The sequence below is a fragment of the Larkinella ripae genome (assembly GCF_054780775.1).
In genome coordinates this window covers 41,176-67,306 of sequence record NZ_BAAGVR010000001.1, presented here as the reverse complement: position 1 = coordinate 67,306, position 26,131 = coordinate 41,176, and the positions used below count along the sequence as shown (strand labels likewise).

Here is a 26,131-nt window from a genome sequence, read left to right as displayed (position 1 = left end):
TGAAAAAAGATTTTTTTAGTGTGGGACCTGGCGTAAAACCGGCTTGTTGTTATCGCTATCTTAGCGGAGAACTGGATACAGTTGCCAATGGCCGACTTTGACGAAAAAGACAACGAAGGAAGCGGGCTGCCGAATAGTCAGAAATTCGGGCAGCTCCGGGAAGCCCTCATGCATTTAATCAGCAGCGTTGATCCGACCATCGACTGGTCGAAAGTCGGCTGGGAACAGGAAGCGGGTGCGGGGTACGGTTCCTGCAAATCCGATGACCCCGAAACAACCCAGAAATTGCAGGCTGCTTTTTTTAAACTGAAATCGGACGCTGGGCAAACCGAGTAACGGGGTCGCATCCGGTCCACCGGCACGGTCAATCCTGAAAAATGCGCGTTACGGTTTGCATGACCTGATCCACGGAAATGGTTTGCATACAGAGGTTGGCGGGGCAGGAAGACAGCCGGTTGTTGTAGACGTTGTAGCAGGGGCTGCAAGGCAAGGCGTTGTAAATGACGTGCGTTCGGGCGGACAGGGGCGCGTAGAGAGCCGGCGTTTCGGGTCCAAACAGCACAATCGTGTGCACGGAGGTCATGGCGGCAAAGTGGGCCGGGCCGCTGTCGCTGGTGAGCAGCAATTTCGAGCAGCTATAGAGCGTCAGAACATCCCGCAGCGTGGTTTTGCCGCACAGATTAACGGCCGAGGACAGGCCCACCCGCTGAATCAGGTGGTCGGTTTTTTCCTGCTCATCCACCCGGCCCGTAAAAACGAACAAGTGACCGGGAAACTGCCGGTTGACGGTTTCGATGAACGTCATAAACTGCCGGGCGGGCCACTGACGCAGGGGCAGAACGTCGTTCAGACTCGGATTGATGATGATAATGGGCTTGGAAAGGTCGGCGTGGGCACCCAGAAGAACCCGAATCCGGCCCAGATCCTGCGGGCCCGGTTGAAAGCTGATCTCGGTTGGGTTGTTGTTCAACGGAACCGGCAGGGCCGGTAAATTTTTTACGGGGATTTCCAGACTCTTGAGCAGACACCAACTGCTGGCCGTTACGTGGACATAGTGCGAATAGTTCAATTTATGGGTGAACAGGTCGCCCCGGTAATTTTGTGAACCCTTAAACCGGTGATAACCCGCCCGTTTGGTGGCGCCCGTCAAATAACAGAAAATGGCGGTTGCGCACGAAAAAAATTCCAGATCAATGGCGGTGTCAATGCGGTTTTTCCGAATCCGGATCAGCGCCTGCGCAAATCCTTTGAGAAAAAGCAAGATGCTTTTCTCGTTGATCTCAATCCGGTTTTCCGGTGGAACTACGTTCAGTAAGTCGATCAGCGGGGCGCTGGCTGCGAAGGTGCAGAGGTACACATTGGCGCGGCCGTAGTGGCTAACGGCTTCTTTGAACGTATTCTGGTGCAGAACCAAAGCGCCCTGTTCAATGAATTTTACAAAAAGGATCTTCCGGCTTGGCGCATCCACCCGGTTTTCCCGCACCACCACCGCCAGGGCTTTTCGAACCAATGTGAGCAACGCGCAGCCCATAAATCCGGCGTATTTTTCAAGCAGCGAGATCGCAGAATTGGTCATTTTTTGGATTTTAGGCCAAGAAAAGCGGATTTCGGAAGAAAGCCGCCTTCCGGGAGCCGGTTTTTATCCACCGGGCCGCGCACACCGTTTTGCACGGAAGCCGCCGAATCCTTAACCGGACGCTAAAACGATGCCCATTTGTTTCGGTTTACGGTCGATGCGCCCTGACGCCGAATCGTTACGGCAATTGATAGGCCACGACGTAATCGCCCAGTTTGGTGCCGAGTTTGCCGTGTCCTCCGGCGGCAATGACGAGGTATTGTTTCCCGTTGACCTGATAGGTCATGGGGGTGGCCTGCCCACCGGCGGGGAGTGGCACCTCCCACTGCAGGCTGCCATCGGCGGTTTTGAACGCCCGGAAATGCCCATCGACCGTAGCTGCCACGAACACCAGACCGCCCGCCGTGGCGATGGCCCCCCCAAGATTTATGGATCCCCATTGTTTGGCCTCCGGAAACTGGGCCGGATTGTACATGAAACCGAGGGGCACCTCCCAGGCCAGCGTTCCTTTTTTCAGATTGACAGCCGCCAGCGTCCCCCAGGGCGGGGCGGTTTGCATCGCAATGCCCTGTTCACCTTTGGTAAATAAATAGCTTCGTTTGAGCACATACGGCGTTCCGGACTGAAAACCGGTTTCGGACCGCAGCAACTCCTGGTCGTCTTTCACCGCCACCGCCAGGCCCTCGCGGGGCAGTAGCCGGATCACGGCCGCAATCCGGTTGACATTCGCGATCAACAGGCCCGATTCGGGGTCGTAACACATCCCGCTCCAGTTCATGCCCCCGACGTTGCTCGGCGCAATGATCGAACCCTGCAACGAAGGCGGGGTGAAAATACCCTGGTATTGAAAAGACGAAATGCGTTTTTGGGCGGCTGCTTTGGCTTCCGGCGTGGCCCCCCAGGCTTCTACTTTGTGGAGCCCCAGGGCCGGGAGCGAAACCGGGAACGGCTGCGTCGGATAGGCTTCTTCGCCCGGAACGCTGGAAGCCGGAACGCCCCGTTCTTCCACCGGCAGCAGCGGAACGCCAGTTTCGCGGTGGAGAATAAAAATGTGGCCCATTTTGGTGCCAACGGCCACGGCGGGCACGGTTTTGCCCTTCTGGTCGAAGGAAAACAACAGCGGCTGGGAGGCATTGTCGTAATCCCACAAATCATGGTGAACGGTTTGAAAACTCCACACCACGTTGCCGGTCGATGCCCTGATGGCGACGATGGAGCTGGCGTACAGGTTCTGGCCCAGCCGTTCACCGCCGTAATAATCGGGGCTGGGCGAGGTAGTCGGGACGAAAACAAGGTCGCGTTCGGCGTCTGCCGAAATCACCGACCAGGCGTTGGCGGCTCCGGTTTGGGTGGCGCTGGAACCTTTCCAGGTTTTGGCCCCCGGGTCCTTGTCCGATCGCGGAATCGGGTCCCAGCTCCAGCGCAGTTTTCCGGTTAACACGTCGTACGCGCGAACCACGCCCCGGTCGTAGTTAAACCGCTGGTTGTCGCCCATTGACGAGCCAACGACGAGGGTATTGCCGATGATGGCGGGGGGCGACGTCACGCTGATGTTTCCGACGCCCTGCCGCAGGTCGATGGTGCCGTTTTTGCCAAAGGAAGCGATTGGCTGGCCGGTTTTGGCATCCAGCGCAATCAACCGCCCGTCGAGGGTGGGTACAAAAACCCGTTTGGGAGCGCTGGTGTTGGTTTTGTCGGTTGCTGCGGGCCAGATGGACACCCCCCGCGAAGTGACTTCCGACAAATCCTGCCGCAGGTAAACATCGGGATCGTAGGCCCATTTTTTTGCACCGGTGGCGGCATCAATGGCAAAAACCCGGGTGGTGGGCGTTGTGAAGATAAGCGTTCCATCGACCATCACCGGTGTGGCTTCAAAGGCGGCTTTTTCGGCGGCATCGGTGCCTTTGTAGTGTTCCAGTTCGCCGGTGCGAAACGTCCAGGCGACTTGCAACTGCTTGACATTGTCGGGGGTAATCTGCTTCAGGGGCGAAAACCGCATGCCGCCCGCGTCGTTGCCGTAAGCGGGCCATTCCTGACCGGATGCGGTTTGCCCCGGGGCCGGGAGTGTCAAAAAGCAATTGAAGAGGGAGACCCAGACTACGAAAGTTTTCATAGGGAGATGAAGGAATGGGCGGTTATTTTAATCCAAACAGAAAACGGGTAACTCTAAAAGGCCGAATCAGGAACCAGTAAACCGTTCCACAAAGCAGCAGCGTGGACAGACTGATCAGCCAAAAACCGCCGTAAATACCGAACTGCTCCGATTTTAACACATAAAAGCCAAGGACAATAATAGCGGTTTGGTGCAGAATATAAAACGGGTACACGGCTTCGGTTAAATACGGAAGAATGGGTCGGTCGACGTTCAGGTACCGAAATCCGTAGGCAACCGAAGTCAAGACAGAGAACCAGGTCAGGCAGGTGACATTGAGGTGGTACAGGGTTTCCCAGGGCAACTGCGCTTCCAGGTCCGGATGGCGGTCAATGTAGGCCCGCGACGCATAGAGGTAAATGGTGCAAAGCAGCGTTCCGAACAGGAAAAACCGCCTTTGTTCGCTCAGAAACCGGGCAAATTGCGGGCGGCTGACCAGCACATACCCCGACCAGAACAGCAGCAGATTGAAAACAAAATAGGCCCAGTCGTTCACCAGCGCGTGGGTGTCATCCGGAAAAAACGGCCGGAGCAGCACCTGACTGGCAATGATCGGCAGAACGAAGGTCATGGCCCCGCCTGGTTTTTTAAGCAGAATCTCGATCCGGTCGAGCCACCGCTGGCCCCCGGCTGATTTCAGATACCGGAACAGCGGAATACTGATCAGGGAATACAGGAATAAGTACAGGATGAACCAGAGGTGGTGCCAGCTAAAAGCGCCCCCCCGGCCGCCCTCCTGATACGGCTGGAAGCCAAACACGTTGGGGTAGAACTCGGCGTAGCTGCCCGAAAACCGCCCCCGGAACAGCCATTCGTAATAAATCTGGGGCGGCACAATGACGAACATGCCAAACAGCAGCGGCACAAAAAGCCGGTTAAAGCGCTCCCGGGCGTAATGACCGTTGGTCCGTTTGCGAAGGGCGTAGTAAGTTCCGGCACCGGAGATAAAAAACAGCAGCGGCATCCGCCAGCGGTGCAGCCAGCGCATGATATCCTCAAACAAGGGACTGGTTTCCGGGCTTTGGAGGTGAAACCCCCAACTGACGTAGATCATGCCGGTGTGGTAGAACAGCAAAATAACAATGGCAAACACGCGCAGCCAGTCGAGGTCGTAGCGTCGAATGGAGGCAAGGGGTCTTGAAACGGGACTGGGTGGAGCAGGAACTGCTTGCATGGCCTTTTCGGTTGATCGGGACAAAAGTGGCCGCTCCGGGCGCAAAAACCGCTATTTCCCGATCATCCCGAAGTTCAAGCCGACCGGGACGAAGTTGCCGTGGCCCGAAACTGGGCGGGCGTCTGGCCCGTCAGGCGCTTGAACGCCGTGTGGAAAGCCGAGCTGGAATTGTAACCGACGCGCTCGGCAATCTCGTCGATTTTCAGATTGGTGGTGGCCGGGTCCTGCAACAGAACCTGCGCTTCCCGAACGCGGTAGGTGGCCAGCAGGTCAAAAAAACTTTGCTCCAGCCGGTCGTTGATCAATTGGGAGAGGTGGTGGGGTGAGGTGTTCAGGCGCTGGGAAAGTTTAGGCAGCGACAGGTCGCTTTCCAGATACGGTTTTTCCTCCTCAAAAAGCCGGGTCAACTTGCTGAGCAGATTTTCTTCAATTTCTTCCGAAAGGGAAGACCGCTCGTACTTTTTTCGGTGGTCGGAAGCGGGGTCGGGAGTCGTTTCCAGGGGCTCCGACGGAGTGGCTTCCCGGAAAAAATCGGATCGGCGCATCACCAGAAAACTGGTGGCGTAAATGGTGGCGGCAATGTAGGTAGCCAGCAGATAATCCCCGACATCCCGCTGAAACTGCGGTTTTACCAGAATGATCAGGAACGGAACCAGCGCAAATAAACCGCTCAAAAACCGCAACGACTGGAGCCGACCGGAGGCCCGGAGGTCGGGATTCTGGCGCATGGCCTTTCGGATGGCCAGCAACGAAAGAACGGCATACACCAGGCAACTGAGCAGCGTCATTTCGTTGATGTAGGTCCGTAGTTCGGTGAAATCCTCGGCCAGATACGGTTTGGCGTCGATCGGAGGGAGTTCGGGGTGCTGCGAATGCAGGTAGGAGTTGTACTTGTACTCCAGGGGTTGGTAAAACCAGGTAATCGAATTAACGGCCCAGATCGCAAACGGAATCAGATGCAGCAGCCACCGCCGGGGCAGGCGTTTCCAGATTCGGCTGAACGTGAAAAAATAAAACAGCGGCCCGATGACAAAGTTGAGCGGTTCGGAAAAGTCCACCGTCCACAGGGCCCGGAACGTGTAATTGCTGTAATTGAGAAAGATTTCGCCACTGATGGCCGCCAGCGCGAGCGTAAACCAGCCCTGACAGCGGTTGGCAACGCTGCGGCTGCGTTCGCCCGTCAGAAAGAAAATTCCCAGAAAGAACCCCTGTACCACGCCCATCAGAATGATGAGTGCGTAGAAATCAATCTGAACCGGGAGTATCTTCATAAAGGCCAATCGTGAATCGGTTGGTAAGATACAAAAAAGAAAGACCTGCCAAGTTTCTAAAACCTGCAGGTCTCCACACGCATGAAATTTAGTCCGTGCGTCTTACTTGATATCCAATCCAAACGGCAGACGGGCCTGAGCGCCTTCCATCCGCTTCAGCATTTTCAGGTACGTCACGTAGGGAGCCAGGTCACCCAGTTTGGCCTGAAGCTGCTCATCTTCATCGCCGGAAAACGATTTAACCAATTCTTCCAGGGCATTTTTCTTGTCCGGCGTGTAGCGAACCCGGTAATCGCCTTCCTTCAGGTTGGCGGCCTGGGCCGCCAGTTGAACGGCTTTGTCTAGCCCGCCCAGCTCGTCGACCAGCCCGTTGGCTTTGGCCTGCACCCCCGACCAGACGCGGCCCGACGCCAGCGCTTTCAGGCTATCGACGGGGATTTTCCGACCCTGCGCGGCTTTGCTCGTGAAAATTTCGTACCCCCGATTCACGCTTTGTTGCAGCACATTTTTCTCGAACGGCGTCATCTCGCGGGTAAACGAGGGGAAGTCCGCGTGGGTGTTCGTAACGACGCGGTCGTAGGTGATGCCCAGTTTATCCTTGAAGAAACCTTCGGTATTGAAGAGCATCCCGAAAATGCCGATGGAACCGGTAATAGTATTCGGCTCGGCCACAATTTTGCGGGCCCCCATCGCCAGGTAATAACCGCCCGAAGCCGCATAATCCGACATGGATGCAATTACCGGCTTGGCCTTGTTGGCCAGCACCACTTCGCGCCACATCACATCCGAGGCCAGCGCGCTACCGCCCGGTGAGTTCACCCGGATCACGATGGCTTTTACTTTTTCGTCCAGCCGGGCTTTGCGGATTTGCTCGGCCACGCGGTCGGACGCAATGTTGTCGTCGTCTTTGCCGGAAACAATCTCGCCGTCGGTCACAATGACGGCTACCCGGTTTTTGATGTTGCCTTCTTCGATGTATTTTTTGGCATTTTCGTACTTCCCGAGTGAGATGAAGTCGATCTTTTTCTTTTCCTCGATTTTCAGCGACTTCCGGATGTCGGCTTCCACTTCGTCGTAATACGCCACTTTCGTCACCAGTTTGGCCCGCAGTGCATCACCGGCGGTTTGAATCGACAGCTCGTCGGCCAGTTTCTTCAGTTCCGGAACCTGCAAGCCCCGGCTTTGGGCCACGTTGACCAGAAAATGGTTGTTGAGCGAGTTCAGGAACGAGGTCGTCTGCGCCTTGTTGGCTTCGCTCATATTTTCCCGAATGAAGGGCTCCACGGCGCTTTTGAACTCACCCACCCGAAAGATTTCCGGTTTGATGCCCAGTTTGTCAAACGTCCCTTTGAAAAACGTGTACTCGGCATCCAGTCCGTTCCATTCCAGCGCCCCGGCGGGGTTCAGGTAAATGTTGTCGGCCACCGAAGCAATGTAATACCCTTTTTCGGTCATCACTTCGCCGTAGGCCACCACAAATTTCTTGGATTTTTTGAAGTCGATCAGCGCCGTCCGGATTTCTTCGAGCGACGCCCAGCCGGTTTGCGGGTATTCCGTTTGCAGGTAAACCCCTTTGATGTTCGGGTCGAGTTTGGCGTTGGCCAGCGCCTGTTTCAGGTCAATCAGACCAATCACGTCGCCGGTTGAATTAAGCGGGGCAAAACCGCCGAAGGGGTTGTCAACGCCGATTTCGCGAATGGGGCTGTTCAGGTTGAGCTTCAGAACCGAATTTTCTTTCACGGCTACTTCATCCCCGGACGCAGCTGAGAAAGCCGACCCAATGGCGAGTAACATCAGGAAGGCCACGAAGGTAAAAAGCAGCATACCGACGACGGTTGCAAAAACGAATTTAAAAAACTGACGCATGTTTTGTATCGAAAACGAACGATTGACGGGTTGATAAATAATTTCAGGTGAAAGCGAATCCGTTTCCCTGTAGCAGTATAACAAAAATAAAAAGGAGACGGCTCCCCATCTCCTTAATTTGTATTGAAGGTAACTATTTGAGGAGGAAAGGAGAAAGGGGAGGAGGGGAGGAAAACCGCTGGACTCAGTTTTCCTTCTCACTTTCCTGCCTTTTCCTTTTCCGGCCTTACTTGGCCCAATTCCGAACGAGCATCCAGTAATCTTCCTCCGCCCGGCGAATGACGTCGTGGGCCTCTTCCCGGCCGTATACGTTGACGATCTCACAGGTCATGGGTTCGCCGGGTAAGTTCTTGTACGTCAGAAAGTAATGCTTCAAACGCTGCACAACGCTGTCGGGCAGCTGGTTGAGATCCTCGTAGCCTTTGTACATGCCGTCGCCTTTCAAAATGGCAATAATTTTGTCATCGGCTTCGCCTTTGTCGAGCAGCCGAAAACCGCCGATGGGAATGGCCTGCAAGATGATGTTTCCGTGCGTGATGGCGTGTTCGCTCAATACGCAGATATCAATGGGGTCACCGTCGCCTTTTTCGATCTCCCGACCGGACCGCTCCCGGGCCAGCGAAGCCACCTGCTCGTCGCAGTAGGTCATCGGAATAAAACCGTATAAGGCCGGAACGATGTTGGAATATTTCTGGGGACGGTCAATTTTCAGGTAACCCGTATCCTTGTCCACTTCGTACTTCACGGTATCGGTCGGTACGATTTCGATGAAAGCCGTCACCTGATGCGGTGCATTTTCGCCAATGGGAATCCCGTGCCAGGGATGTGCTTTAAACTGATTGTTCATGCTTAATTCAGGTAAATCGGTTGGTAGCTGAATGGTTGTAATGGCTTAATTGATTTTATGGTTGTAAATGGCTGGTGATGGTTAATATGGTTTTTAATGGTTGAATGGTTTTAATGGCTAAATCTTGAGGTGGTCGCGGGTGTACTTTATTTGTTGGTTGATTAGCTTGGGTAATAGCAATAAGCGGGAGTGGATGTCATTATATTCCTGATCACTCAGTAAGTTTCTAATTTTCGCTTTACTTACCCAGTCAATCGATTCCTTGATTGAACCAGCTGCAATGAAATAAAACCGTATTTTATCATTCCGGCCATGACGACCATATCCTTCAGCGATATTGGCTGAAATGCTATCGATGGCTCTGACAAATTGCTTTCCAATGGTATCTTTTGCAAACGGGGTCCACTCGATGACCAATTTCCAAATTAGATTACTCAAATCGAACGAGACTTTATAAACTTCCAAATCCGTTACGTCAATGTATTTTGGAGGATTCAAATTCATTCAGTAGCCATTAACCATTTAACTATTTAACCATTAAAACCATCTGAGTGATCTAGAACCCCGCTTTTTCCGAGATTAAATAATCCCCGGTTTTGTGGCTCGATTGCCGGACGAGCATTTCGCCCAGAAAACCGGCCAAAAATAATTGAACACCAAGAATAATAGCGACTAAGGCCAGAAAAAATAAGGGATTATCAGTCACGTTCCGGTAGCGGAGGTGATTGGCAATGTTGTATAGTTTCTCCCCGATCAGGTAAACGGTAATCATGGTTCCGACGAAAAACGACAGCGTTCCGAAGGTGCCGAAAAAGTGCATGGGCCGCCGGCTGAATTTCTGAACGAACGCAATGACGAGCAGGTCCAGAAAACCGTTGATGAACCGGTCGAGGCCAAACTTGGTGCTGCCGTATTTACGCGCCTGGTGCCTGACCACCTTCTCGCCAATTTTCGAAAAACCGTTCCATTTGGCCACAATCGGCAGATTCCGGTGCATTTCGCCGTAGAGATTCATTGATTTGACGACCCGTTGCCGGTAGGCTTTGATCCCGGAGTTGAAGTCGTGCAACTGAACGCCCGACACCCAGCGCGAAACCGCATTGAAAAATTTGGTCGGAATGGTTTTGCTCAGCGGATCGTAGCGCTTTTGCTTCCAGCCCGATACCAGGTCGTACCCTTCGGTGGTAATCATGCGGTACAGGTCCGGAATTTCGTCGGGACTGTCCTGTAAATCAGCGTCCAACGTAACGACCACGCTTCCGGCAGCGGCCTGAAAACCGGTTTGCAAAGCGGCTGTTTTGCCGTAATTCCGCGTAAACCGGATGCCCCGGACGTGCGGATTTTCGGCGGAAAGCCGAACAATGACCTCCCAGGAGCGATCGGTGCTGCCGTCGTCGATGAACAGAATTTCGTACGTATACCCTTGCTCCGTCATCACCCGCACAATCCAGTCGTGCAGTTCAGGTAACGATTCGTCCTCGTTGTAAAGCGGGATAACGACGGAAAGTTGAAGTTTTTCAGTCATGTAGCTAGCCTCCTTTAGAGACCGGCTTTGTGGCGCGTTCAAACCGCCAGCCTCACAAAGCACAGCGCAAAGGTCGTAAGGATTTTAGAAAATCAGATAAAAAGCTTGCAATAACTGACGGAATGCCTCAGTGTACGTTTTTCCGTCCAATTCAAAAATGGATAATTCATGCATTTCGGGTTCAGCGCAGGGGGCGGAAACGAAACCCGTGATGGTTCGGAAAACCGGCTTCCGGGCGTGATGGCGGACGTTCAACTTGTGGAATGGGTGTAAACCGGCCCGCTGGGCCAGCGCCGTCAGCCGTTCCATTTCAAACGGGGGCAGCAAAACCCAGAACTGCCCCGCCGGTTTCAGCAAGCGCAGCACACTGGCAATCAGGTCTTCAAACGGCAGTTCGTCGTTGTGGAGCGCCCGGCTGGTCGCCGAATTGGGTGAGCGCAGGTGATTGGTGTAAAAAGGCGGATTGGAAAGGATCCGATCATACGGTTTTTCCGAAAACAACTGAATGGAACTGTGAATTACGCGCACCCGATCCGCGAACGGACTGTTCATCACATTATCGGTGGCCTGGCCAAAAGCCGCTTCGTCTACTTCCACCGCGTCGATCCGGGCCACCGGATTTCGCTGGGCCACCGGATTTCGCTGGGCCGCCATCAGGGCCAGCAAGCCCGTACCCGTGCCGATGTCCAGCAATCGTCCGCCCGCACCCAGATCGGCGTAGGCGCCCAGAATGCAGGAATCCGTGCAAACCTTCATGGCCGCCCGATCCTGCTGAATAGTGAATTGTTTGAAACGAAACAAAAGTGGAATGGGAGGTTAGGCGTTCAGTATACTGGGTTAAAAACCGGTCGGTGGACCGGTTGTTTGGGTTACTGGAATAGCGTGATTGGTAACTATAACGAAAACAGTTTGGCAAAAAAGTGAGTTTGAACAGGATAGTAAATTTTCATCAACATTAGAAAGCATGATCTGTCCACCCAATTCACGCAACCCGTTATCCCGTTTACCGGGGATTTTCTTTTTTCTGGCGGTTTTTTCCCTGCTGCTGAGCGCCTGTGAGGAGCAGAAGGAATTGACGCCCGAAGAAACGGCAAACGCCCGAATTGCCTGTGTCGGCAACAGTATTACGCAGGGAGAGCGCCTGCAATCCGGCGAAAAAAATTACCCTCAACAACTTCAGCTTCTGGTCGGAACCAGCGATACGGTGCAGAATTACGGCGTGAGCGGAAGCACCGTTTTGAAAAAAGGCACCAGTCCGTACTGGAACCAGAGTGCCTATCAAGATGCCCTCAGCTGGAATCCGGGTACGGTTGTCATCGAACTGGGTACGAACGACACCAAAAGCGTAAACTGGCAGTATAAATCCGAATTTAAAGATAATTACATCGAGTTAGTTCGCTCGTTTCAGAATCTGCCTTCCAAACCGGTTGTTTACCTCTGCAAGCCCACGCCGGCTTTCAAGTTTATGTATGACATCAATCCGGAAACCATCAAAAACGACATTCTGCCGCTCATCGACGAAGTCGCCCGGCAAACCAGGGTGAAGGTCATTGATTTGTACACCCCGCTGGAATCGAGCGATTCCTTGTTTATTGACGGCATTCACCCGAACGCGGAAGGCGCGCGCATCATCGCCGGTTTGGTGCGGCAGGCCATTCGTCCGAATCCGGCCGCCAAAACCCGGTAGCAGGGCGCTATTTTCGGCCGAAATCAGCCGGGTTTTCACCCCAGTGCTCGGTTTCCCACTTTAGAATTTTGTTGAGAAACGCATTGGTTTGCAGCCAGGTTTCGGCCCGGTCGAGCATTTCGAACAGGGGCGCGTTGCGGGCGGTTTCTTCCAGTTTGGTGTTGGCTTTCTTTTTCAAGACCCAGCTGATGGCCGTCCGCGAGTCCGAATAAATGGGTAAATCGCTGTTTCGCTGTTTTAGCCAGGCCAGTGCGTGAACAATGGCCAGAAATTCGCCAATGTTGTTGGTGCCGTCGCGAAACGGTCCCTGGTGAAAGAGCAACTGCTTGGTCGTCGCATGAACGCCCTGGTATTCCATGTCGCCCGTGGCCGTGTTCCAGGCGGCATCGACGGCGATGCTGTCCGGAAGCGGTTTTCCGACAAACAGTTTCTGGCTTTTCCCGTCGCTGCCTGGCCCCTTTCCCTGCAGGTGAATATGCGGTTTTTCGCCCAGGGCCTTGTCGGCCACCGTCCGGCTTTCAAACGATTTGTACAGGGCACCCGGAAAGTTCTGAATCTGTTCCTGGCAGGCTTCCCAGGTATCGTAAACTCCTTTTTGGCGACCTTTCCAGACTACGTAATATTTGGGCGTTTTGGCCATATTGAATTCATTCCATGAAACCGCAAAGATACAAATCCGGCAGAAGTTCAAAGCGCCCGGGGTCATAACAGGTTGAGATCCGCGATCCGAAGAAGCCAGAAAGTTTTGGCCATTGCCGGATCGTTACCATTGATTTTTAACGTAGCATTGTAAATAATTAAGATTTTTCTGCATAATCGCGCAACCATACTGACGAACTGTTCGTATGTTTATCAGTCTAAGGTTCGACAACGCTGGCCAGAAAGTACTGTTTTTAATGGATTTAATTCTCTACCTGCTTAGCGGTTTAGCCGGTTTGTACCTGCTCGGCCTGCTTATTGTTACCTTGAATACGCAGAAACAGTGTACCTGTCAACACTGTCGGACGGCGATGCACCTGGAGCGAACCAACCGGCCGCTTTACGTCCGGCGATTGTATGACTTCCTTCCGCTCAAGTTTTTCCGCTGCCGCCGTTGCCAGCGCACATTCTACCTGCATAAAGATACGCCCGATTCCGAACCGGAAACGATGAAAGGGGTCACGCCGAAACCCAAAAGTTCGTACAGCTAGGCAGGCAAAGCCTACCCAGGCACAGTCGTTGCCGGCTGGCTTTCATGAGTTATTGAGTAAAACCGGGTTATAAAATGGGGTTGTCTTCCATCTGGCCCCGAATCAGGCGCAATTTGCGGTTCAGGTTCCGAAGTTCAAGCTGGTACTTCTGGTAGGTGGCAGGATCGTTGCTCTTGAGCGCCGTGTTATGGCTGTAGTAAAGCAGCAGGGCATTCCGGCGGGCGCTAAGCCGCTGGTAGAGTTCGTTTACAAGGTTCATAACTTTGTTGTTTTAGGAATACCAGTGAAAGGACCTGCCGCGCATCCTTTGAAAGGATAACGCTCGTTTTGGCAAAACATACTTACCACTCATCAAAAAAAAGGGACGTATATCACATGATATACGCTCAATGTTTTGAGTATTACGGATTTATCCGACCGCCTGAAAAACGAAAAAACCGCCCGGCTACCGGGCGGTTTTTTGCTGCGAAGTAAGCTGATTTCTTTATAAACGCTCGATAACCGCGCCAATGGCGTTCAACCGACCGTCGATGTTCTGGTAGCCCCGGTCAATCTGCTCGATGTTGTCAATGATGCTATCGCCTTTGGCCGAAAGGGCGGCAATCAGCAGGGCCACACCCGCGCGTATATCGGGGGACGACATCCGGATTCCCTTCAGTTGTTGCTGGCGGTTCAGGCCGATGACCGTGGCCCGGTGTGGATCGCACAGGATCATCTGAGCGCCCATTTCGATTAGTTTATCGACGAAAAACAACCGGCTTTCGAACATCTTCTGATGAACGAGCAGGGTACCCTGCGCCTGAATGGCGGTTACCAGGACGATACTCAGCAAATCGGGGGTAAAACCGGGCCAGGGCGCATCAGAAACCGTCATCATGCCGCCGTCCAGAAAACTCTCGATCTGGTAGTGTTCCTGGGCCGGAACGAAAATGTCGTCTCCGCGAAACTCCATCTTGATACCCAGGCGCTTGAAGACGTCCGGGATAATGCCCAGTTGCGAAATCTGGCAATCCTTGATCGTGATTTCCGACTGGGTCATAGCCGCCAGACCAATGAACGAACCGATTTCAATCATGTCGGGTAACATGGTGTGTCCGGTGCCGCCCAGTTTTTCGACGCCCTCGACCGTGAGCAGGTTCGACGCAATTCCGCTGATTTTGGCGCCCATGCGGTTGAGCATCGAGCAAAGCTGTTGCAGATACGGTTCACAGGCCGCGTTGTAAATCGTTGTTTTTCCTTCGGCCAGCACGGCCGCCATCACGACGTTGGCCGTTCCGGTAACCGAGGCCTCGTCGAGCAACATATACGTTCCCAGCAGATGACTGGCATCGACATTATACATGCCGCTGTCTTCGGAATCGTAATTGAATTTGGCCCCGAGCTTTTCAAAGCCCAGGAAGTGGGTGTCCAGCCGCCGACGGCCAATTTTGTCACCCCCCGGCCGGGGAATCCGCCCGGTTTTGAAACGGCCCAGCATCGGCCCCAGCAGCATTACCGAGCCGCGCAGGGCCGACGCTTTTTCCCGGTATTCTTCGGTGTCCAACACGGATATATCGACCTGATCGGCCTGAAAACGGTAGGAGGAGTCGGACAGTTTTTCGACCCGAACCCCCAGATCGCCCAGCAGCTCAATCAGTTTATTGACGTCGCGGATATTCGGAACATTATGAATCGTGACCGGCTGATCCGTTAGCAAAACCGCACAAAGAATCTGGAGCGCTTCATTTTTAGCGCCTTGCGGAATAATATCACCTTTTAAATGCTGGTCACCGGCAATGCGGAATGAGGCCATATGTGGAATTATAAATGATGAATGATGAATGATGAATTAAAAGAGCTAGTCATTCATCATTCATCGTTCATAATTCATAATGGGTTCTAAATGTTTAGCGCCTTTTACGATTGTTGGAGTTGTTGCCCCGGAAACGGTCGTTGCGGTGGCCGCCATCGCGGTTGTCGCGGCCGCTGTTTCCGCCATCGCGGTGGCCGCGTGAGCCCTGATTCTGGTAGTAATTGTTGTTCGGGCGGTTGCCGGACGTTTCGTTGCGGCTGTAGGAAGGACCCTCATGCCGGCCGTGGGCAGGGCCCTCGTTGCGGCCGTGCGACTGACCACCGGGGTTCCGCCGGGGTGGCTGATCGCCCGTGCGTTCGCGGGGGGTCGCATCAACAAAACCGTTGGTCCGGATCGACTGAATATCGTCGTGGAGCCTGCCGTTGGCCATTTCATCCAGGTTGGTCAGGATCGTCTCATCTTCAACGGCTTCCTTGTTCCAGGTCGAATAAAATGTTTTCATCAGCCGGGCCATGTACGACACAAACGCCAGCCGCTCTTCCTGATCTTCCAGAGAAATGGCTTTGGCGATCAGCAGATTGATGTTCTGGCCGTAGTGCTTGTAGCGCAAACCGTGGGTATTATACGGAACGGGTTGCGGTTTTTTCCCCAGCACATCGGCGGTTGGGGGCGGATAGGGGCTGTCGACATCCAGTTTGAAATCCGAAATGATGTAGAGATCGTCCCACAATTTGTTATAGTAGTCCTGATTATCCCGCATGTTGGGATGGATTTGCCGCATCAGTTCTACCAGGATGTGCGCGTAGCGGGTGCGCTTTTCGCGGTCTTCGATAGTCTGTAGATGTTCGACTAATTTTTGGATATTGCTGCCGTACTCTTTCAAGCGATTGAGGCTCTTTAGGTGTTTTGACAAAAGTAAGAAAAAAAGTATTGCCCTCTAAGAATCCTTTTGATCGGAACAAGCAGGCTAAACCGGGTGTTGAAAAATCATGAAGCAGTGGTACCTGATTTATAAGCCGGAACTGGGCGATACGCTCCGGCTGAGCATTCCGATTGTGATTGCCCAGCTGGGGGTGGTGTTGATGGGCGTAACCGATAATTTGTTCGTGGGACGGTTGTTGGGGGCAGTGCCGCTGGCCGGAGCCGGTTTGTCGGTATCGCTGACGTTTCTGGTGTCGAGCATCGGGGTTGGCGGTTTGTCGGTAATTGCGGCCCTCGTCTCGCAGGCGAACGGGCGTGGTGATGCCGCCGAAATCAACCGCTTATTTCGGGCCGGTTTGCAGGTGGCCCTCTGGCTGGGGCTGGTCCTGGGCGTTGTCGGAGCCGCCTTTGCGTATCACTTTGAGGTGTTCGGGCAAACCCCGGAGGTGACCGAAATTGGCCGGAATTTTATGCTGATTCTCAGTGCGTCGAACATTCCGCTCTTTTTGTTTATTGCGGCCCGGCAGTTGTGCGACGGGCTGGCGCACCCGCGGGTCGCCATGTCGATCACCCTGTCGGCGCTGCTGCTGAACGCCTTGTTCAACTACCTGCTCATCACGGGCGCCGGGCCGTTTCCGGAATGGGGCGTTTACGGTTCGGCAGTAGCCACCCTGCTGTCGCGGCTTTTTATGGCGGTGGCCATTATTGTGTACATTCGTCGGGCGGATCGGTTTCGGCGGTATTTTCAATCGGCGTATCGCGCGTTTGGGGTGGCCGGCCACGTCCGAAAGATTCTGCGGCTGGGCTTGCCGGGCGGTTTTACGTATTTCTTTGAATCGGCCACGTTTTCGCTGGCGGCCATGATGGCGGGCTGGCTGGGTGCCGACCAGTTGGCGGCTCACCAGATTGCGATCAACATGGCCTCCACTACCTACATGATGGCGACCGGTATCTCGGCGGTGGGCGCCATTCGCGTTGGAAGCGCCTTCGGGCGGTCGAGCCAGCTGGCGGTGCGCCGGGCGGGCGTGGCGGCTTTGGTGCTGGTCGTGGGTTTCATGAGCTTGTGCGCCCTTATTTTCCTGACCGCCAACGACTGGCTGGTGAGTTTATACATTCGGGATAATCCGGAAGTGGCCACGCTGGCGGCTTCGCTGGTTATCATGGGCGGTATTTTTCAATTGTCCGACGGTGTTCAGGTGGTGGGCGTGGGCATGTTGCGCGGACTGTCGGATGTGAACGTTCCCACCATCATTACGCTGTTTGCGTATTGGGGCGTCGGCCTGCCCATGAGTTACGTGCTCGGTTTCTGGCTGAACCTCGGCGTGGTCGGTATCTGGTTAGGCTTGCTGGCCGGCTTGACAATGGCGGCTATTCTGCTGCCGCTCCGGTTTTTCCGGCGGGTGCACCCACTTAAAATTTCCCAATCAAACGAACCGGTTTCTCCGTAACGGACGCCCCTCATGAAAACACGTTTTGCGACGACAGTTTCCCCCACCGAGCGGTTTTTGAACGCGCTGGCGTTCCTGCTCATACTCAGTCAGCTGGCTTTGTTTGTGGGTTCTTATTCGGAATTGCCCGCGACCATTCCCGTTCATTTCGGAACCGGCGGAAAACCGGATCGCTGGGGTGGGCGCGGCAATCTGCTGGTCGCACCGGGCGTGTCCGTTTTCCTTTTTCTGTTGTTCTGGGCCATCCGTCAGGTTCCGGCCGAGTATTTCAACCAGACCGCCACTGTAACACCCGAAAACCGGGAACGTCTGCGCCGGAACACCGGCGAAATGCTGGCAGTGCTGTCATTTGTCCTCATGGTTTTCATGACGTGGACCTTCTGGAACTGGTTGCTGGCGGCCGGAAATCCAGGAACGACCAACCCCAAACTGCTGCCCACTGTGCTTCTGCTGGTCAGCATCGCCGGTATCACCCTTTTTTACCTGATCCGCGCCTACCGCCGGGTCTGAAAACAGGGCCGTTACACCGTATCTTTTGTACTGCGGATCAGGCTGATGCCGGAAAAGAAGAAAATGGCGCCCATGATGAGGTAAACCCACGACGCCCGCGCCACCCCCCCGCTGGTGAGGTCCATACCGCCGTAGATCAGACCGACCAGGCCAGCCAGCGTTAAGAGAATACCGAAAATACTTTTTACGCTCATAGTGCTGGATAAAAAATGGTTCGTACGCTATAAACTAGTTTTTGCAAAAAATGGCTGCGAACTGCGCCGGATCTTTTTTGGAATGGGGCTGCAAAACCGCTTTTTGTTTTTTTTCGGTAACTTCGTTGGTACTTTTGCCGGTTTCCAGCCTGGCTAAACCCTTTTATGTTTCGAATACCAACCCCCGCGTTTGCTCCCCTTGCGCAGTCGTTCGACGGTGATCTTTATTTCGACGATTCGTCCGAACACCAGGCCATGCGCCTGCTCTACGCAACGGATGCGTCGGTTTACCAGGAAAAACCGCTGGCCGTTGCCCTGCCGAAAACCGTAGAAGATATCAAACGCCTGGTGCGATTTGCCCGCCAAAACCGGACGTCGCTCATTCCACGCGCGGCCGGAACGTCGCTGGCCGGGCAGGTGGTTGGGGGCGGCATCGTCGCCGATTGCTCCAAGTACTTTTCGAACATCCTGGAAATCAACCCCGAACAACGCTGGGTGCGCCTGCAGCCGGGCGTGATTCGCGATGATCTGAACGCCACGCTAAAACCGCACGGTCTGATGTTTGGACCGGAAACCTCAACGGCCAGCCGGGCGATGATCGGCGGCATGATCGGCAATAATTCCTGCGGTCTGCACTCCATCGTCTGGGGCGACACCCGCCATCATTTGCTGGAAGTGAAAGCGGTTTTGAGCGACGGCGCGGAAGTGACCTTCAAAAGCCTGACGGCGGACGAGTTCGAGGCCAAATGCCGGGGCGAGAACGTCGTGAGTCCGCTGGAGCAGCAGCTGTACCAGCAGATCAAAAACCGGCTGGGCAGTCCGGTCACGCAGCAACAGATTCGGGCCGGTTTTCCCAAACCGACCATCACGCGCCGGAATACCGGCTACGCCCTCGACGCGCTGGTGGCTTTTTTTGAGCCCCTGACCGAGCAGCCGTTCAACTTCTGCCAGCTCATTGCGGGATCCGAAGGAACCTTGTGTTTTGTGACGGAAGCCAAACTGAACGTGTTGCCCCTGCCGCCCAAACACAGTGCGCTGGTTTGCGGGCATTTTATGACCATCCGGCAATCGCTGGAGGCTAACCTGGTGGCGCTGGAGCACCAGTGTTCGGCGTCGGAGCTGGTCGATGATTACATCCTGCAACTGACCAAAGGCAATATCGAACAGGCCAAAAACCGGGATTTTGTGGAAGGAGATCCCAAAGCCGTGCTGATGGTGGAGTTTTTCGCCGACACCCTCGAAACGGTTACGCTGAGAGCCAGCCGGTTAATTGCCGACCTGCAAGCGCGGGCGTTGGGTTATGCCTACCCGGTTTTATTCGGCGTTGAAGCCACCAAAGCCTGGAATCTGCGGAAGGCCGGGCTGAGCATCATGTACAACATTCCGGGCGACCATAAACCGGCCAATGTGATCGAAGATTGTGCCGTCGATGTGCGGGATTTGCCCGATTACATCGACGAGCTGGATCGCATGGCCGCCGAAAAACACGGGTTGACGCTCGAGTATTCGGCCCACGCCGGAGCGGGCGAACTGCACGTTTTGCCACTGATCAACCTGAAATCGGGCGAAGGACGGCAGCAGTTTCGGGAGTTGCTGGCGGATACGGCGGCCCTGGTCAAAAAATACGGCGGTTCGTTGTCGGGCGAACACGGCGACGGGCGGTTGCGGGGCGAATTCATTCCGTTCATGATTGGCGAGGCCAATTTCCAGCTGGTGCAGGAAGTCAAGCAAACCTGGGATCCACAGGGCATTTTCAATCCCGGAAAAATTGTCAACACCCCGGCCATGAATGCGTTTCTGCGGTATGAACCGAATCAGAAAACCGTGCCGATTCCGACGGTTTTTGATTTTTCGGCGGAGGAAAATATCCTGAATCTGGCCGAAAAATGCAGCGGTTCGGGCGATTGCCGCAAAACCGAAATCACGGGCGGTACGATGTGTCCGAGTTACATGGCCACCCGCCGGGAGCGCGACACCACCCGGGCGCGGGCCAACATCCTGCGGCAATTTCTGACGCACTCGGAAAAGGAAAACCGCTTCGACCACGAGGAAATTAAGGAAGTGATGGACCTCTGTCTGTCGTGCAAAGGCTGCAAGTCCGAGTGTCCGTCGAGCGTGGACATCAGCCGGATGAAGGCGGAGTTTTTGCAGCATTATTACGACGCCAACGGCACCCCCCTGCGCTCCCGGCTGGTCGGCAGTTTTACCAAACTGATGTCGCTGGCGAGCCTGGCCCCCTGGGCGTACAATGCCATTTACGATACGCCCGCGCTGCGCCGGATTGCCAACCGCCTGGCCGGTTTTCACCCGGAGCGAACCATGCCGGAACTGGGCAAAACGACCTTGCGCCAGTGGAACGAACGGAGGAGAAAAGAAGAAAGAATGCGAGGAGCGGCTTTCCGCCCTTCTTCCTTTCCTTCCGTTTCGCCTAGAGTGTATCTCTTCTGCGACGAGTTTACCAATTACAACGATGTGGAAGTGGGCATGAAAACCGTTCAACTGCTGGAACGGCTCGGTTACGAGGTGGTTATTCCCGACCACCTGGAAAGCGGACGAACGTATCTGTCAAAGGGCCTGGTGCGGGATGCGCAAAAGATTGCCGGGACGAATGTAAACCGCCTGAAAGATCTGATTACGCCCGAAACGCCCCTGATCGGCATCGAACCCTCGGCCATTCTGGGCTTCCGGGATGAATACCCCGATCTGGTGCCGCCATCGTTGAAAGCCGACGCGCAGCACCTGGCGAAAAATACCCTGCTGGTCGATGAGTTCATTGCGCAGGAAATCGATCAGGGCCGAATCACAAAAACCGCCTTTACGAGCGAAAAACGGCTGATAAAACTCCACGGGCACTGCCACCAGAAAGCCCTGGCGTCGCTCGTGCCGACGAAAAAGATGTTATCGTTGCCCGAAAACTACGAAGTGCAGCTGATTCCGTCCGGATGCTGCGGCATGGCGGGCTCGTTTGGTTACGAAAAAGAGCATTACGAACTGTCGATGCAGGTCGGCGAACTGGTCTTGTTTCCGACAGTCCGGGCGCAGCCCGAAGCGGTGCTGATTGCCGCCCCCGGCACCAGTTGCCGCCATCAGATCAAAGACGGCACGAGTCGGAGGGCCCAACACCCGGCCGAAATTCTGTTTGATGCCCTGAAATGACCGGGTCCCCGATTTACTCGATGCAATTGTAGCGGAACGTTTGCTGGTAGGACTCGGAAAAAGCGTCGGAGGGAATGGACACCTGCGTCTCCTGGGTCAGCCGAACCGGATTGAAACTGGCGTCGTATTCGGTGTTAAATCGATTGGTTTCAAAGCGGGAAACTGCCCCCGTACTGTCGGTTACTTTGCGGGTAAATGACTTGCTGTCAAACCGTTGCAGGTAGCGGGCGGCATCCGGTTCGGTGTGGTTGGTCAGCGCCAGTAAGGCCAGCACGATGGATTGGGAGGTGTCGTAGAACGGCGAATGATTGGCGGCACTTTGTTCAAACGTAAATTCTTCTTCCGTTCGGGAGCCGTCCTTGTAGCCATTCTGGACTGTCTGGGCGACCAGATCTTCCGTCCGATCGGCAATTGTACCGTAGGAAAATTGAAAAATCCGGCTGGAAATAAACGAATTGGACGGCAGCAACACCCGCGTTTCCACGATTTTAACCAGCCGTTCCGTCCGGTCCTGGGAGGCATAATTCAGGGAAAAAACCGTTCGTTCTTTGTTGTTGACGATATACGACGCTTTTTCGATGCGTTCGAATTCGTCGTAATCCAGACTAAGGACGGTGGCATTATCGGACGTGAACGCCGAAGCGACCTTTCCGCCCACGTATTTAAAATTGAAGGTAATGGCGTGATTCGGACTCCGGTCACTGAAGGACTTTAGCTTGCCGGTTTGGTAGGTAAACGATTGCCGGCTAATTTCCGCCAGATCAGCGGTTTGCCGTTGCTGCCGAACAATTTCCGTAACCAGACAGACCTGGTCGAACGGATCAGGATCATTGAGTGTACAGGCTGCGAGTACGACGGCCATCCATCCGAAGCCAAACCATTTTTTCATAGACACGACGGCCAAATCAACAACTGAATGGCCAAAATACGAACTATTTGCCAAAAAGTAGTAGATTCGATTGCCAAACAACACCATGACCCTCATCCAGCAACGACACCAACTGCTTGAAAAATTACGAGCCATCGACCAGCCGGAAGCCATCCGGAAGTATTTTGGATTGCTCAAGGAGTTGATCGAAATGGTCAATTTGCCCAACGGCGACGCCCGGCTGGCGTTTGTCGTCCACCGCGATCGAAAAGCCATCTCGGCTTACATCAACTTTTTCATGGCCCTGCAACTCTACCGGCCCCGGCAGGGCGAAGTGGAATTCTGGCTGACGGTGAAAAAAGGCTGCCGGGAACGGATCGAAGCCATCGGTGTGGTGGATGTGGTGCCGCTGACCGAAAAATCCGATTACATTTCCGTGGTGATCGGACAGTCGTCGGACCATCTGCTCAATCATCCGGTTTTGCGTACCTGTTGGGAAGACTGCCTGATGGAACTGCTGGTGACCACCAAGCGGGGACCGCACACGGCCACCCACAACCCGCTAGTGTATCAGGCCGCCGATAACGAAGCCATTCGCGGGGAAATCATGACCACCCTGTTTCGGCCCGAACCGGCTGCCGATGCCAAAAACCGGGTGGAGGAAGAACCCGAACGGTATGAAAAAACCGCCCCGGAGCGCCCCGCCATTCCGCAGAACCTGATTCTGTACGGGCCGCCCGGCACCGGCAAGTCGTTCGAGGCAAGGCAATTAAGCAAAGCGTTTGACAGCGAGTGGGTTACCTTTCATCCGTCGTTTGGCTACGAAGAATTTGTGGAGGGAATCCGGCCCGAAACCCGCAGCGGGCAGGTTACCTACAACGTTGCGCGGGGGATTTTTTACAAAGCCTGTCTGGCCGCGCTGCAAAAAGCCGGGTATGCGACCCTGGCCGACTGCCTGAACGATTCGTCCGAAAACCGGCACCGGCACCTGGCCCTGGCCGACGCCCACCTGCTGGTGATCGACGAAATCAACAGGGCCAACATTTCCAGGGTTTTTGGGGAACTGATTACCCTCATCGAGCCGGATAAACGGCTGGGTACGGCGAACGAATTGTGGCTGACCCTGCCGTATTCGCAGGAGCGGTTTGGGGTGCCCGCGAATCTCTATATCGTGGCCACGATGAACACGGCCGACCGCTCCATTGCCCTGCTGGACATTGCCCTGCGCCGGCGGTTTTCTTTTCGCGAATTAAGTCCGGATTCTACCCTGCTCACTCCGGTGGAGGGCGTTGATTTAGGGGACCTGCTGCGCGTACTGAACGAACGAATTGAATACCTTTATGACCGCGATCACCTGATCGGTCATGCCTATCTGCTGGCGGTACAGTCGCACGAAGAGCTGTGTGACGTATTTTGTGACCGCATCATTCCGTTGTTGCAGGAGTATTTTTACAACGACTGGCGAAAAATTCAGATGGTGCTGGGCGACAACCCGGCCTGGGGAAAGGCACCCGATCAGAAATTGGTTTGGGTAAAAAAACAGTATCGCCCGGCTTTAACCAAAGAGCTTTTTGGCGAAGAACCGGACGAGTCGGCGGAGGTGGTTACCTTTGAAATCAATCCGCACCTGCTCCGGCGGGAATACGACCAGATCCCGAAAGAAGCGTTTGTGCATATTTATCAAAAACCGTAAGGGAGCATCGGGCTGAAGTCTGTGTGACAAAGCGTTAAATTTCAAACTAATCGAATGTACGGACCTGATGTCCGTGGGTACTGCAATTATGAAAGCACTTGTTTTAACCGAATACAAACATTTTGAAGTTCAGGATTTGCCCCGCCCGCAACCCGGCCCGACCGACGTGCTGGTGAAGGTTCAGGCGGTTGGCATCTGCGGCAGCGATGTTCACGGGATGGACGGCAGCAGCGGACGACGGATTCCGCCCATTGTGATGGGCCACGAAGCGTCGGGAATCATTGCGGAAACCGGCGAAGCCGTGAAAAACTGGGAGGTGGGCGACCGCGTTACCTTCGATTCAACGGTTTATCAGCTCGACGACTGGTACAGCCGCCGGGGGATGTATAACCTGAGCGACGGGCGCGAGGTGCTGGGCGTTTCGACGCCCGATTTCCGGCGGCAGGGCGCATTTGCCGAATACGTGGTGGTGCCGCAACACATTCTTTACCCGATTCCGGACAACGTCAGTTTTACCCAGGCGGCTTTGGTGGAACCGGTCGCCGTGGCGCTGCACGCGCTGAGCCTGACGCCCATTCAGGTGAATGATTCGGCGGTGGTGGTGGGCGCGGGCATGATCGGTTTGTTCGTCATTCAGGCCCTGAAACTGGCGGGCTGCGGTTCCATTATTGCCGTCGATCTGGACGATGACCGGCTGGCGCTGGCCCAAAAACTCGGCGCCGACGTGGCCCTGAATGCCGGCCGGCAGGATATTACGGCGGAAGTTCAGGCGCTGACGCACGGACGCGGGGCCGACGTTTCGTTTGAAGTCGTCGGGATTGCGCCTGCGGTAAAAACCGCCATCGACTGCGTTCGGAAAGGCGCAACGGTTACGCTGGTGGGCAATCTGTCGAAATCGGTCGATATTTCATTGCAGGCCATCGTGACCCGTCAGTTGCGGTTGCAGGGTTCCTGCGCCATCAACGGCGAATACGAAGCCGCGCTGGCACTGATTTCGTCCGGAAAAATCAACGTGGAAGCCATCCTGAGCGCCGAAGTACCGCTCACGGAAGGAGCCAGTTGGTTTCAGCGACTTTACGAAAAAGAAAAAGGATTGATCAAAGTGGTGTTGAAGCCCTGAGTACAGGCGGTTTTTCGCACCTGCCAGCGGTTCAGTATTCAGTATTCGATGTTCATTAGTCGCTATTAAAACCCTTCCTGCGCCCCTCCAAGGCTCTCCGGTCAGAATACGGTTTTGGGCCCCGGAGGAGCGTATCTGGATTTAAGAGCGAACATCGAATCCCGAACCACGACTAACCATAACTGAAAATTTACGGTCAGGGAACGGCCGTGTATCGAATCACGTAGGTGGCACTGGAACCGGACCAGTACTCGATGATCAGTTCGGTTTCGCTTAAAGCCGCAAGGCGCATTTCGGTGAGCGAGACACACGAAACCTGGGCGCAATACCCGTTGATCCCCCGGCCAATTTTCCGCACTTTCAGAACGGTTCCGTACCGGCTTACTTCCACCGGCGAGCAGCATAGTTGATCCTGGTTATCGTACCGAATGGTGCCATCGGGCAAAAATTCAAGAACTTCTACCGGCGTGTTGACGCGCCAGTCTTTTCCGTTTTGGGTGATTTCGACGGATTTCCAGCGTTTGTAGAGTTCATCGAAGGGGAAGACGGCCGGTTTGGACTGGTCGCAGGCCAGAGCGACAAAGACAATCAGCAAAAAGGAGAGTACGGTTTTCATTGTTTAGGAACGGAAAAGGAGGGATTTTTTAATGGACCGGTTTGTATTTTATTTGGACGGAGCCGATGGGATTGCCAGGGCCGAAAATACTTTCCAGCACCAGTTCATCGGCCGTCACAGACACCATTTTATAGGCTGACGGAAGGGCACAGTCAACGTGTTCGCACCCGGCTCCCAGGTAGAATTGAGTCAGTTTTAAAGTGTCCTGCTGCCGCTCGAACTCGATGGGCGAACAACAGGGCGGTTTTGGCGAGTCATAGCGAATGGTGCCGTCGGCCCGAAACTCCGGTCGCGATTCCGAAGAAATGGTTTTCCAGTTGCCGTCGCCACCTTTTAGTTCCGTCAGCTGCCATTTTCGATACAGCAAATCCGTGGGCGCTGCGTCGCGCTCTGCTTTCTGACACGCCACCGTACCGGCCAAAATCAGCACGAAGAGAACCAGTTGTTTCATGACTTTCCTACTTTTGTACAGAAGAGTCGTTTCGCGGCCCAAGCGTTGGATTCGTTTCGCAAGAAATCTTTTAT

At 54.5% G+C, this 26,131-nt stretch carries 25 protein-coding genes; 8 read left to right on the top strand and 17 right to left on the bottom strand.

The genetic code is table 11. The features are described from left to right. Positions 1-87 precede the first annotated feature (87 nt). Complete coding sequence (locus ACYVHX_RS00325; protein WP_460669598.1) at positions 88-336, top strand: hypothetical protein; 249 nt, start codon at positions 88-90, stop codon at positions 334-336. A gap of 28 nt (positions 337-364) precedes the next feature. On the opposite strand, the gene ACYVHX_RS00320 is transcribed toward ACYVHX_RS00325, so the two are convergent. From ACYVHX_RS00320 to ACYVHX_RS00280, 9 genes are all read right to left on the bottom strand, one after another. Continuing rightward, on the bottom strand, positions 365-1,576 hold the full coding sequence (locus tag ACYVHX_RS00320) for a glycosyltransferase family 9 protein (protein WP_460669597.1): 1,212 nt from the start codon (positions 1,574-1,576) through the stop codon (positions 365-367). 178 nt (positions 1,577-1,754) lie between these two features. After that, positions 1,755-3,689, bottom strand: a complete 1,935-nt coding sequence (locus ACYVHX_RS00315; RefSeq protein WP_460669596.1) for a pyrroloquinoline quinone-dependent dehydrogenase — start codon at positions 3,687-3,689, stop codon at positions 1,755-1,757. A gap of 22 nt (positions 3,690-3,711) precedes the next feature. Continuing rightward, positions 3,712-4,902, bottom strand: a complete 1,191-nt coding sequence (locus tag ACYVHX_RS00310) for an acyltransferase family protein (protein WP_460669595.1) — start codon at positions 4,900-4,902, stop codon at positions 3,712-3,714. A gap of 74 nt (positions 4,903-4,976) precedes the next feature. Continuing rightward, the gene (locus ACYVHX_RS00305; RefSeq protein WP_460669594.1) at positions 4,977-6,173 is read right to left on the bottom strand and encodes a helix-turn-helix domain-containing protein; all 1,197 of its coding nucleotides are present in this window, start codon (positions 6,171-6,173) and stop codon (positions 4,977-4,979) included. A gap of 102 nt (positions 6,174-6,275) precedes the next feature. Beyond that, positions 6,276-8,039, bottom strand: coding sequence for a signal peptide peptidase SppA (gene sppA, locus ACYVHX_RS00300; protein ID WP_460669593.1), 1,764 nt, complete (start codon positions 8,037-8,039; stop codon positions 6,276-6,278). Between the two features lie 226 nt (positions 8,040-8,265). Next, a complete protein-coding gene (locus tag ACYVHX_RS00295; RefSeq protein ID WP_460669592.1) occupies positions 8,266-8,886 on the bottom strand; it encodes an inorganic pyrophosphatase in 621 nt (206 codons plus the stop codon). A 117-nt stretch (positions 8,887-9,003) separates the two neighbouring features. Beyond that, positions 9,004-9,390, bottom strand: a complete 387-nt coding sequence (locus ACYVHX_RS00290) for a four helix bundle protein (protein WP_460669591.1) — start codon at positions 9,388-9,390, stop codon at positions 9,004-9,006. A gap of 52 nt (positions 9,391-9,442) precedes the next feature. After that, positions 9,443-10,411, bottom strand: a complete 969-nt coding sequence (locus ACYVHX_RS00285) for a glycosyltransferase family 2 protein (RefSeq protein WP_460669590.1) — start codon at positions 10,409-10,411, stop codon at positions 9,443-9,445. Positions 10,412-10,495: 84 nt separating this feature from the next. Further along, positions 10,496-11,167 carry a tRNA1(Val) (adenine(37)-N6)-methyltransferase gene (locus ACYVHX_RS00280; RefSeq protein WP_460670403.1) on the bottom strand — a complete coding sequence of 224 codons (672 nt, stop codon included), beginning with the start codon at positions 11,165-11,167 and terminating at the stop codon, positions 10,496-10,498. A gap of 208 nt (positions 11,168-11,375) precedes the next feature. Here ACYVHX_RS00280 and ACYVHX_RS00275 point away from each other — a divergent pair, with 208 nt between their 5' ends. Then, positions 11,376-12,098 (top strand): GDSL-type esterase/lipase family protein, encoded by a 723-nt coding sequence (locus ACYVHX_RS00275; protein ID WP_460669589.1) that lies wholly within the window; start codon positions 11,376-11,378, stop codon positions 12,096-12,098. A 7-nt stretch (positions 12,099-12,105) separates the two neighbouring features. On the opposite strand, the gene ACYVHX_RS00270 is transcribed toward ACYVHX_RS00275, so the two are convergent. Beyond that, entirely contained in the window at positions 12,106-12,738 is a 633-nt protein-coding gene (locus tag ACYVHX_RS00270; RefSeq protein ID WP_460669588.1) for a ribonuclease H1 domain-containing protein, read from the bottom strand. Positions 12,739-12,994: 256 nt separating this feature from the next. On the opposite strand from ACYVHX_RS00270, the gene ACYVHX_RS00265 reads away from it, so the two are divergent. After that, positions 12,995-13,288, top strand: a complete 294-nt coding sequence (locus tag ACYVHX_RS00265) for a hypothetical protein (RefSeq protein ID WP_460669587.1) — start codon at positions 12,995-12,997, stop codon at positions 13,286-13,288. A gap of 67 nt (positions 13,289-13,355) precedes the next feature. Here ACYVHX_RS00265 and ACYVHX_RS00260 read toward each other — a convergent pair whose 3' ends face one another. The 3 genes from ACYVHX_RS00260 to ACYVHX_RS00250 form a co-directional block, all read right to left on the bottom strand. Beyond that, positions 13,356-13,547, bottom strand: a complete 192-nt coding sequence (locus ACYVHX_RS00260) for a hypothetical protein (protein ID WP_460669586.1) — start codon at positions 13,545-13,547, stop codon at positions 13,356-13,358. Between the two features lie 225 nt (positions 13,548-13,772). Then, a complete protein-coding gene (gene murA, locus ACYVHX_RS00255; protein ID WP_460669585.1) occupies positions 13,773-15,080 on the bottom strand; it encodes a UDP-N-acetylglucosamine 1-carboxyvinyltransferase in 1,308 nt (435 codons plus the stop codon). A gap of 94 nt (positions 15,081-15,174) precedes the next feature. Beyond that, positions 15,175-15,993 (bottom strand): DUF4290 domain-containing protein, encoded by an 819-nt coding sequence (locus tag ACYVHX_RS00250; RefSeq protein WP_460669584.1) that lies wholly within the window; start codon positions 15,991-15,993, stop codon positions 15,175-15,177. A gap of 76 nt (positions 15,994-16,069) precedes the next feature. Here ACYVHX_RS00250 and ACYVHX_RS00245 point away from each other — a divergent pair, with 76 nt between their 5' ends. Further along, positions 16,070-17,449: an MATE family efflux transporter gene (locus ACYVHX_RS00245; RefSeq protein ID WP_460669583.1), complete on the top strand. Its 1,380-nt coding sequence runs from the start codon at positions 16,070-16,072 to the stop codon at positions 17,447-17,449. A 12-nt stretch (positions 17,450-17,461) separates the two neighbouring features. Beyond that, entirely contained in the window at positions 17,462-17,959 is a 498-nt protein-coding gene (locus ACYVHX_RS00240; protein WP_460669582.1) for a DUF1648 domain-containing protein, read from the top strand. 11 nt (positions 17,960-17,970) lie between these two features. On the opposite strand, the gene ACYVHX_RS00235 is transcribed toward ACYVHX_RS00240, so the two are convergent. Continuing rightward, positions 17,971-18,153, bottom strand: coding sequence for a hypothetical protein (locus tag ACYVHX_RS00235; RefSeq protein ID WP_460669581.1), 183 nt, complete (start codon positions 18,151-18,153; stop codon positions 17,971-17,973). A gap of 165 nt (positions 18,154-18,318) precedes the next feature. Here ACYVHX_RS00235 and ACYVHX_RS00230 point away from each other — a divergent pair, with 165 nt between their 5' ends. Beyond that, entirely contained in the window at positions 18,319-21,309 is a 2,991-nt protein-coding gene (locus tag ACYVHX_RS00230; protein WP_460669580.1) for an FAD-binding and (Fe-S)-binding domain-containing protein, read from the top strand. 13 nt (positions 21,310-21,322) lie between these two features. On the opposite strand, the gene ACYVHX_RS00225 is transcribed toward ACYVHX_RS00230, so the two are convergent. Next, positions 21,323-22,198, bottom strand: a complete 876-nt coding sequence (locus ACYVHX_RS00225) for a hypothetical protein (protein WP_460669579.1) — start codon at positions 22,196-22,198, stop codon at positions 21,323-21,325. A gap of 85 nt (positions 22,199-22,283) precedes the next feature. On the opposite strand from ACYVHX_RS00225, the gene ACYVHX_RS00220 reads away from it, so the two are divergent. Next, positions 22,284-23,870, top strand: coding sequence for an McrB family protein (locus tag ACYVHX_RS00220; RefSeq protein ID WP_460669578.1), 1,587 nt, complete (start codon positions 22,284-22,286; stop codon positions 23,868-23,870). A gap of 88 nt (positions 23,871-23,958) precedes the next feature. Further along, on the top strand, positions 23,959-24,990 hold the full coding sequence (locus ACYVHX_RS00215; protein WP_460669577.1) for a galactitol-1-phosphate 5-dehydrogenase: 1,032 nt from the start codon (positions 23,959-23,961) through the stop codon (positions 24,988-24,990). A 196-nt stretch (positions 24,991-25,186) separates the two neighbouring features. Here ACYVHX_RS00215 and ACYVHX_RS00210 read toward each other — a convergent pair whose 3' ends face one another. Together ACYVHX_RS00210 and ACYVHX_RS00205 are read right to left on the bottom strand one after the other, a co-directional pair. After that, positions 25,187-25,606, bottom strand: coding sequence for a hypothetical protein (locus ACYVHX_RS00210; protein ID WP_460669576.1), 420 nt, complete (start codon positions 25,604-25,606; stop codon positions 25,187-25,189). 28 nt (positions 25,607-25,634) lie between these two features. Next, positions 25,635-26,057, bottom strand: a complete 423-nt coding sequence (locus ACYVHX_RS00205; protein ID WP_460669575.1) for a hypothetical protein — start codon at positions 26,055-26,057, stop codon at positions 25,635-25,637. Positions 26,058-26,131 lie beyond the last annotated feature (74 nt).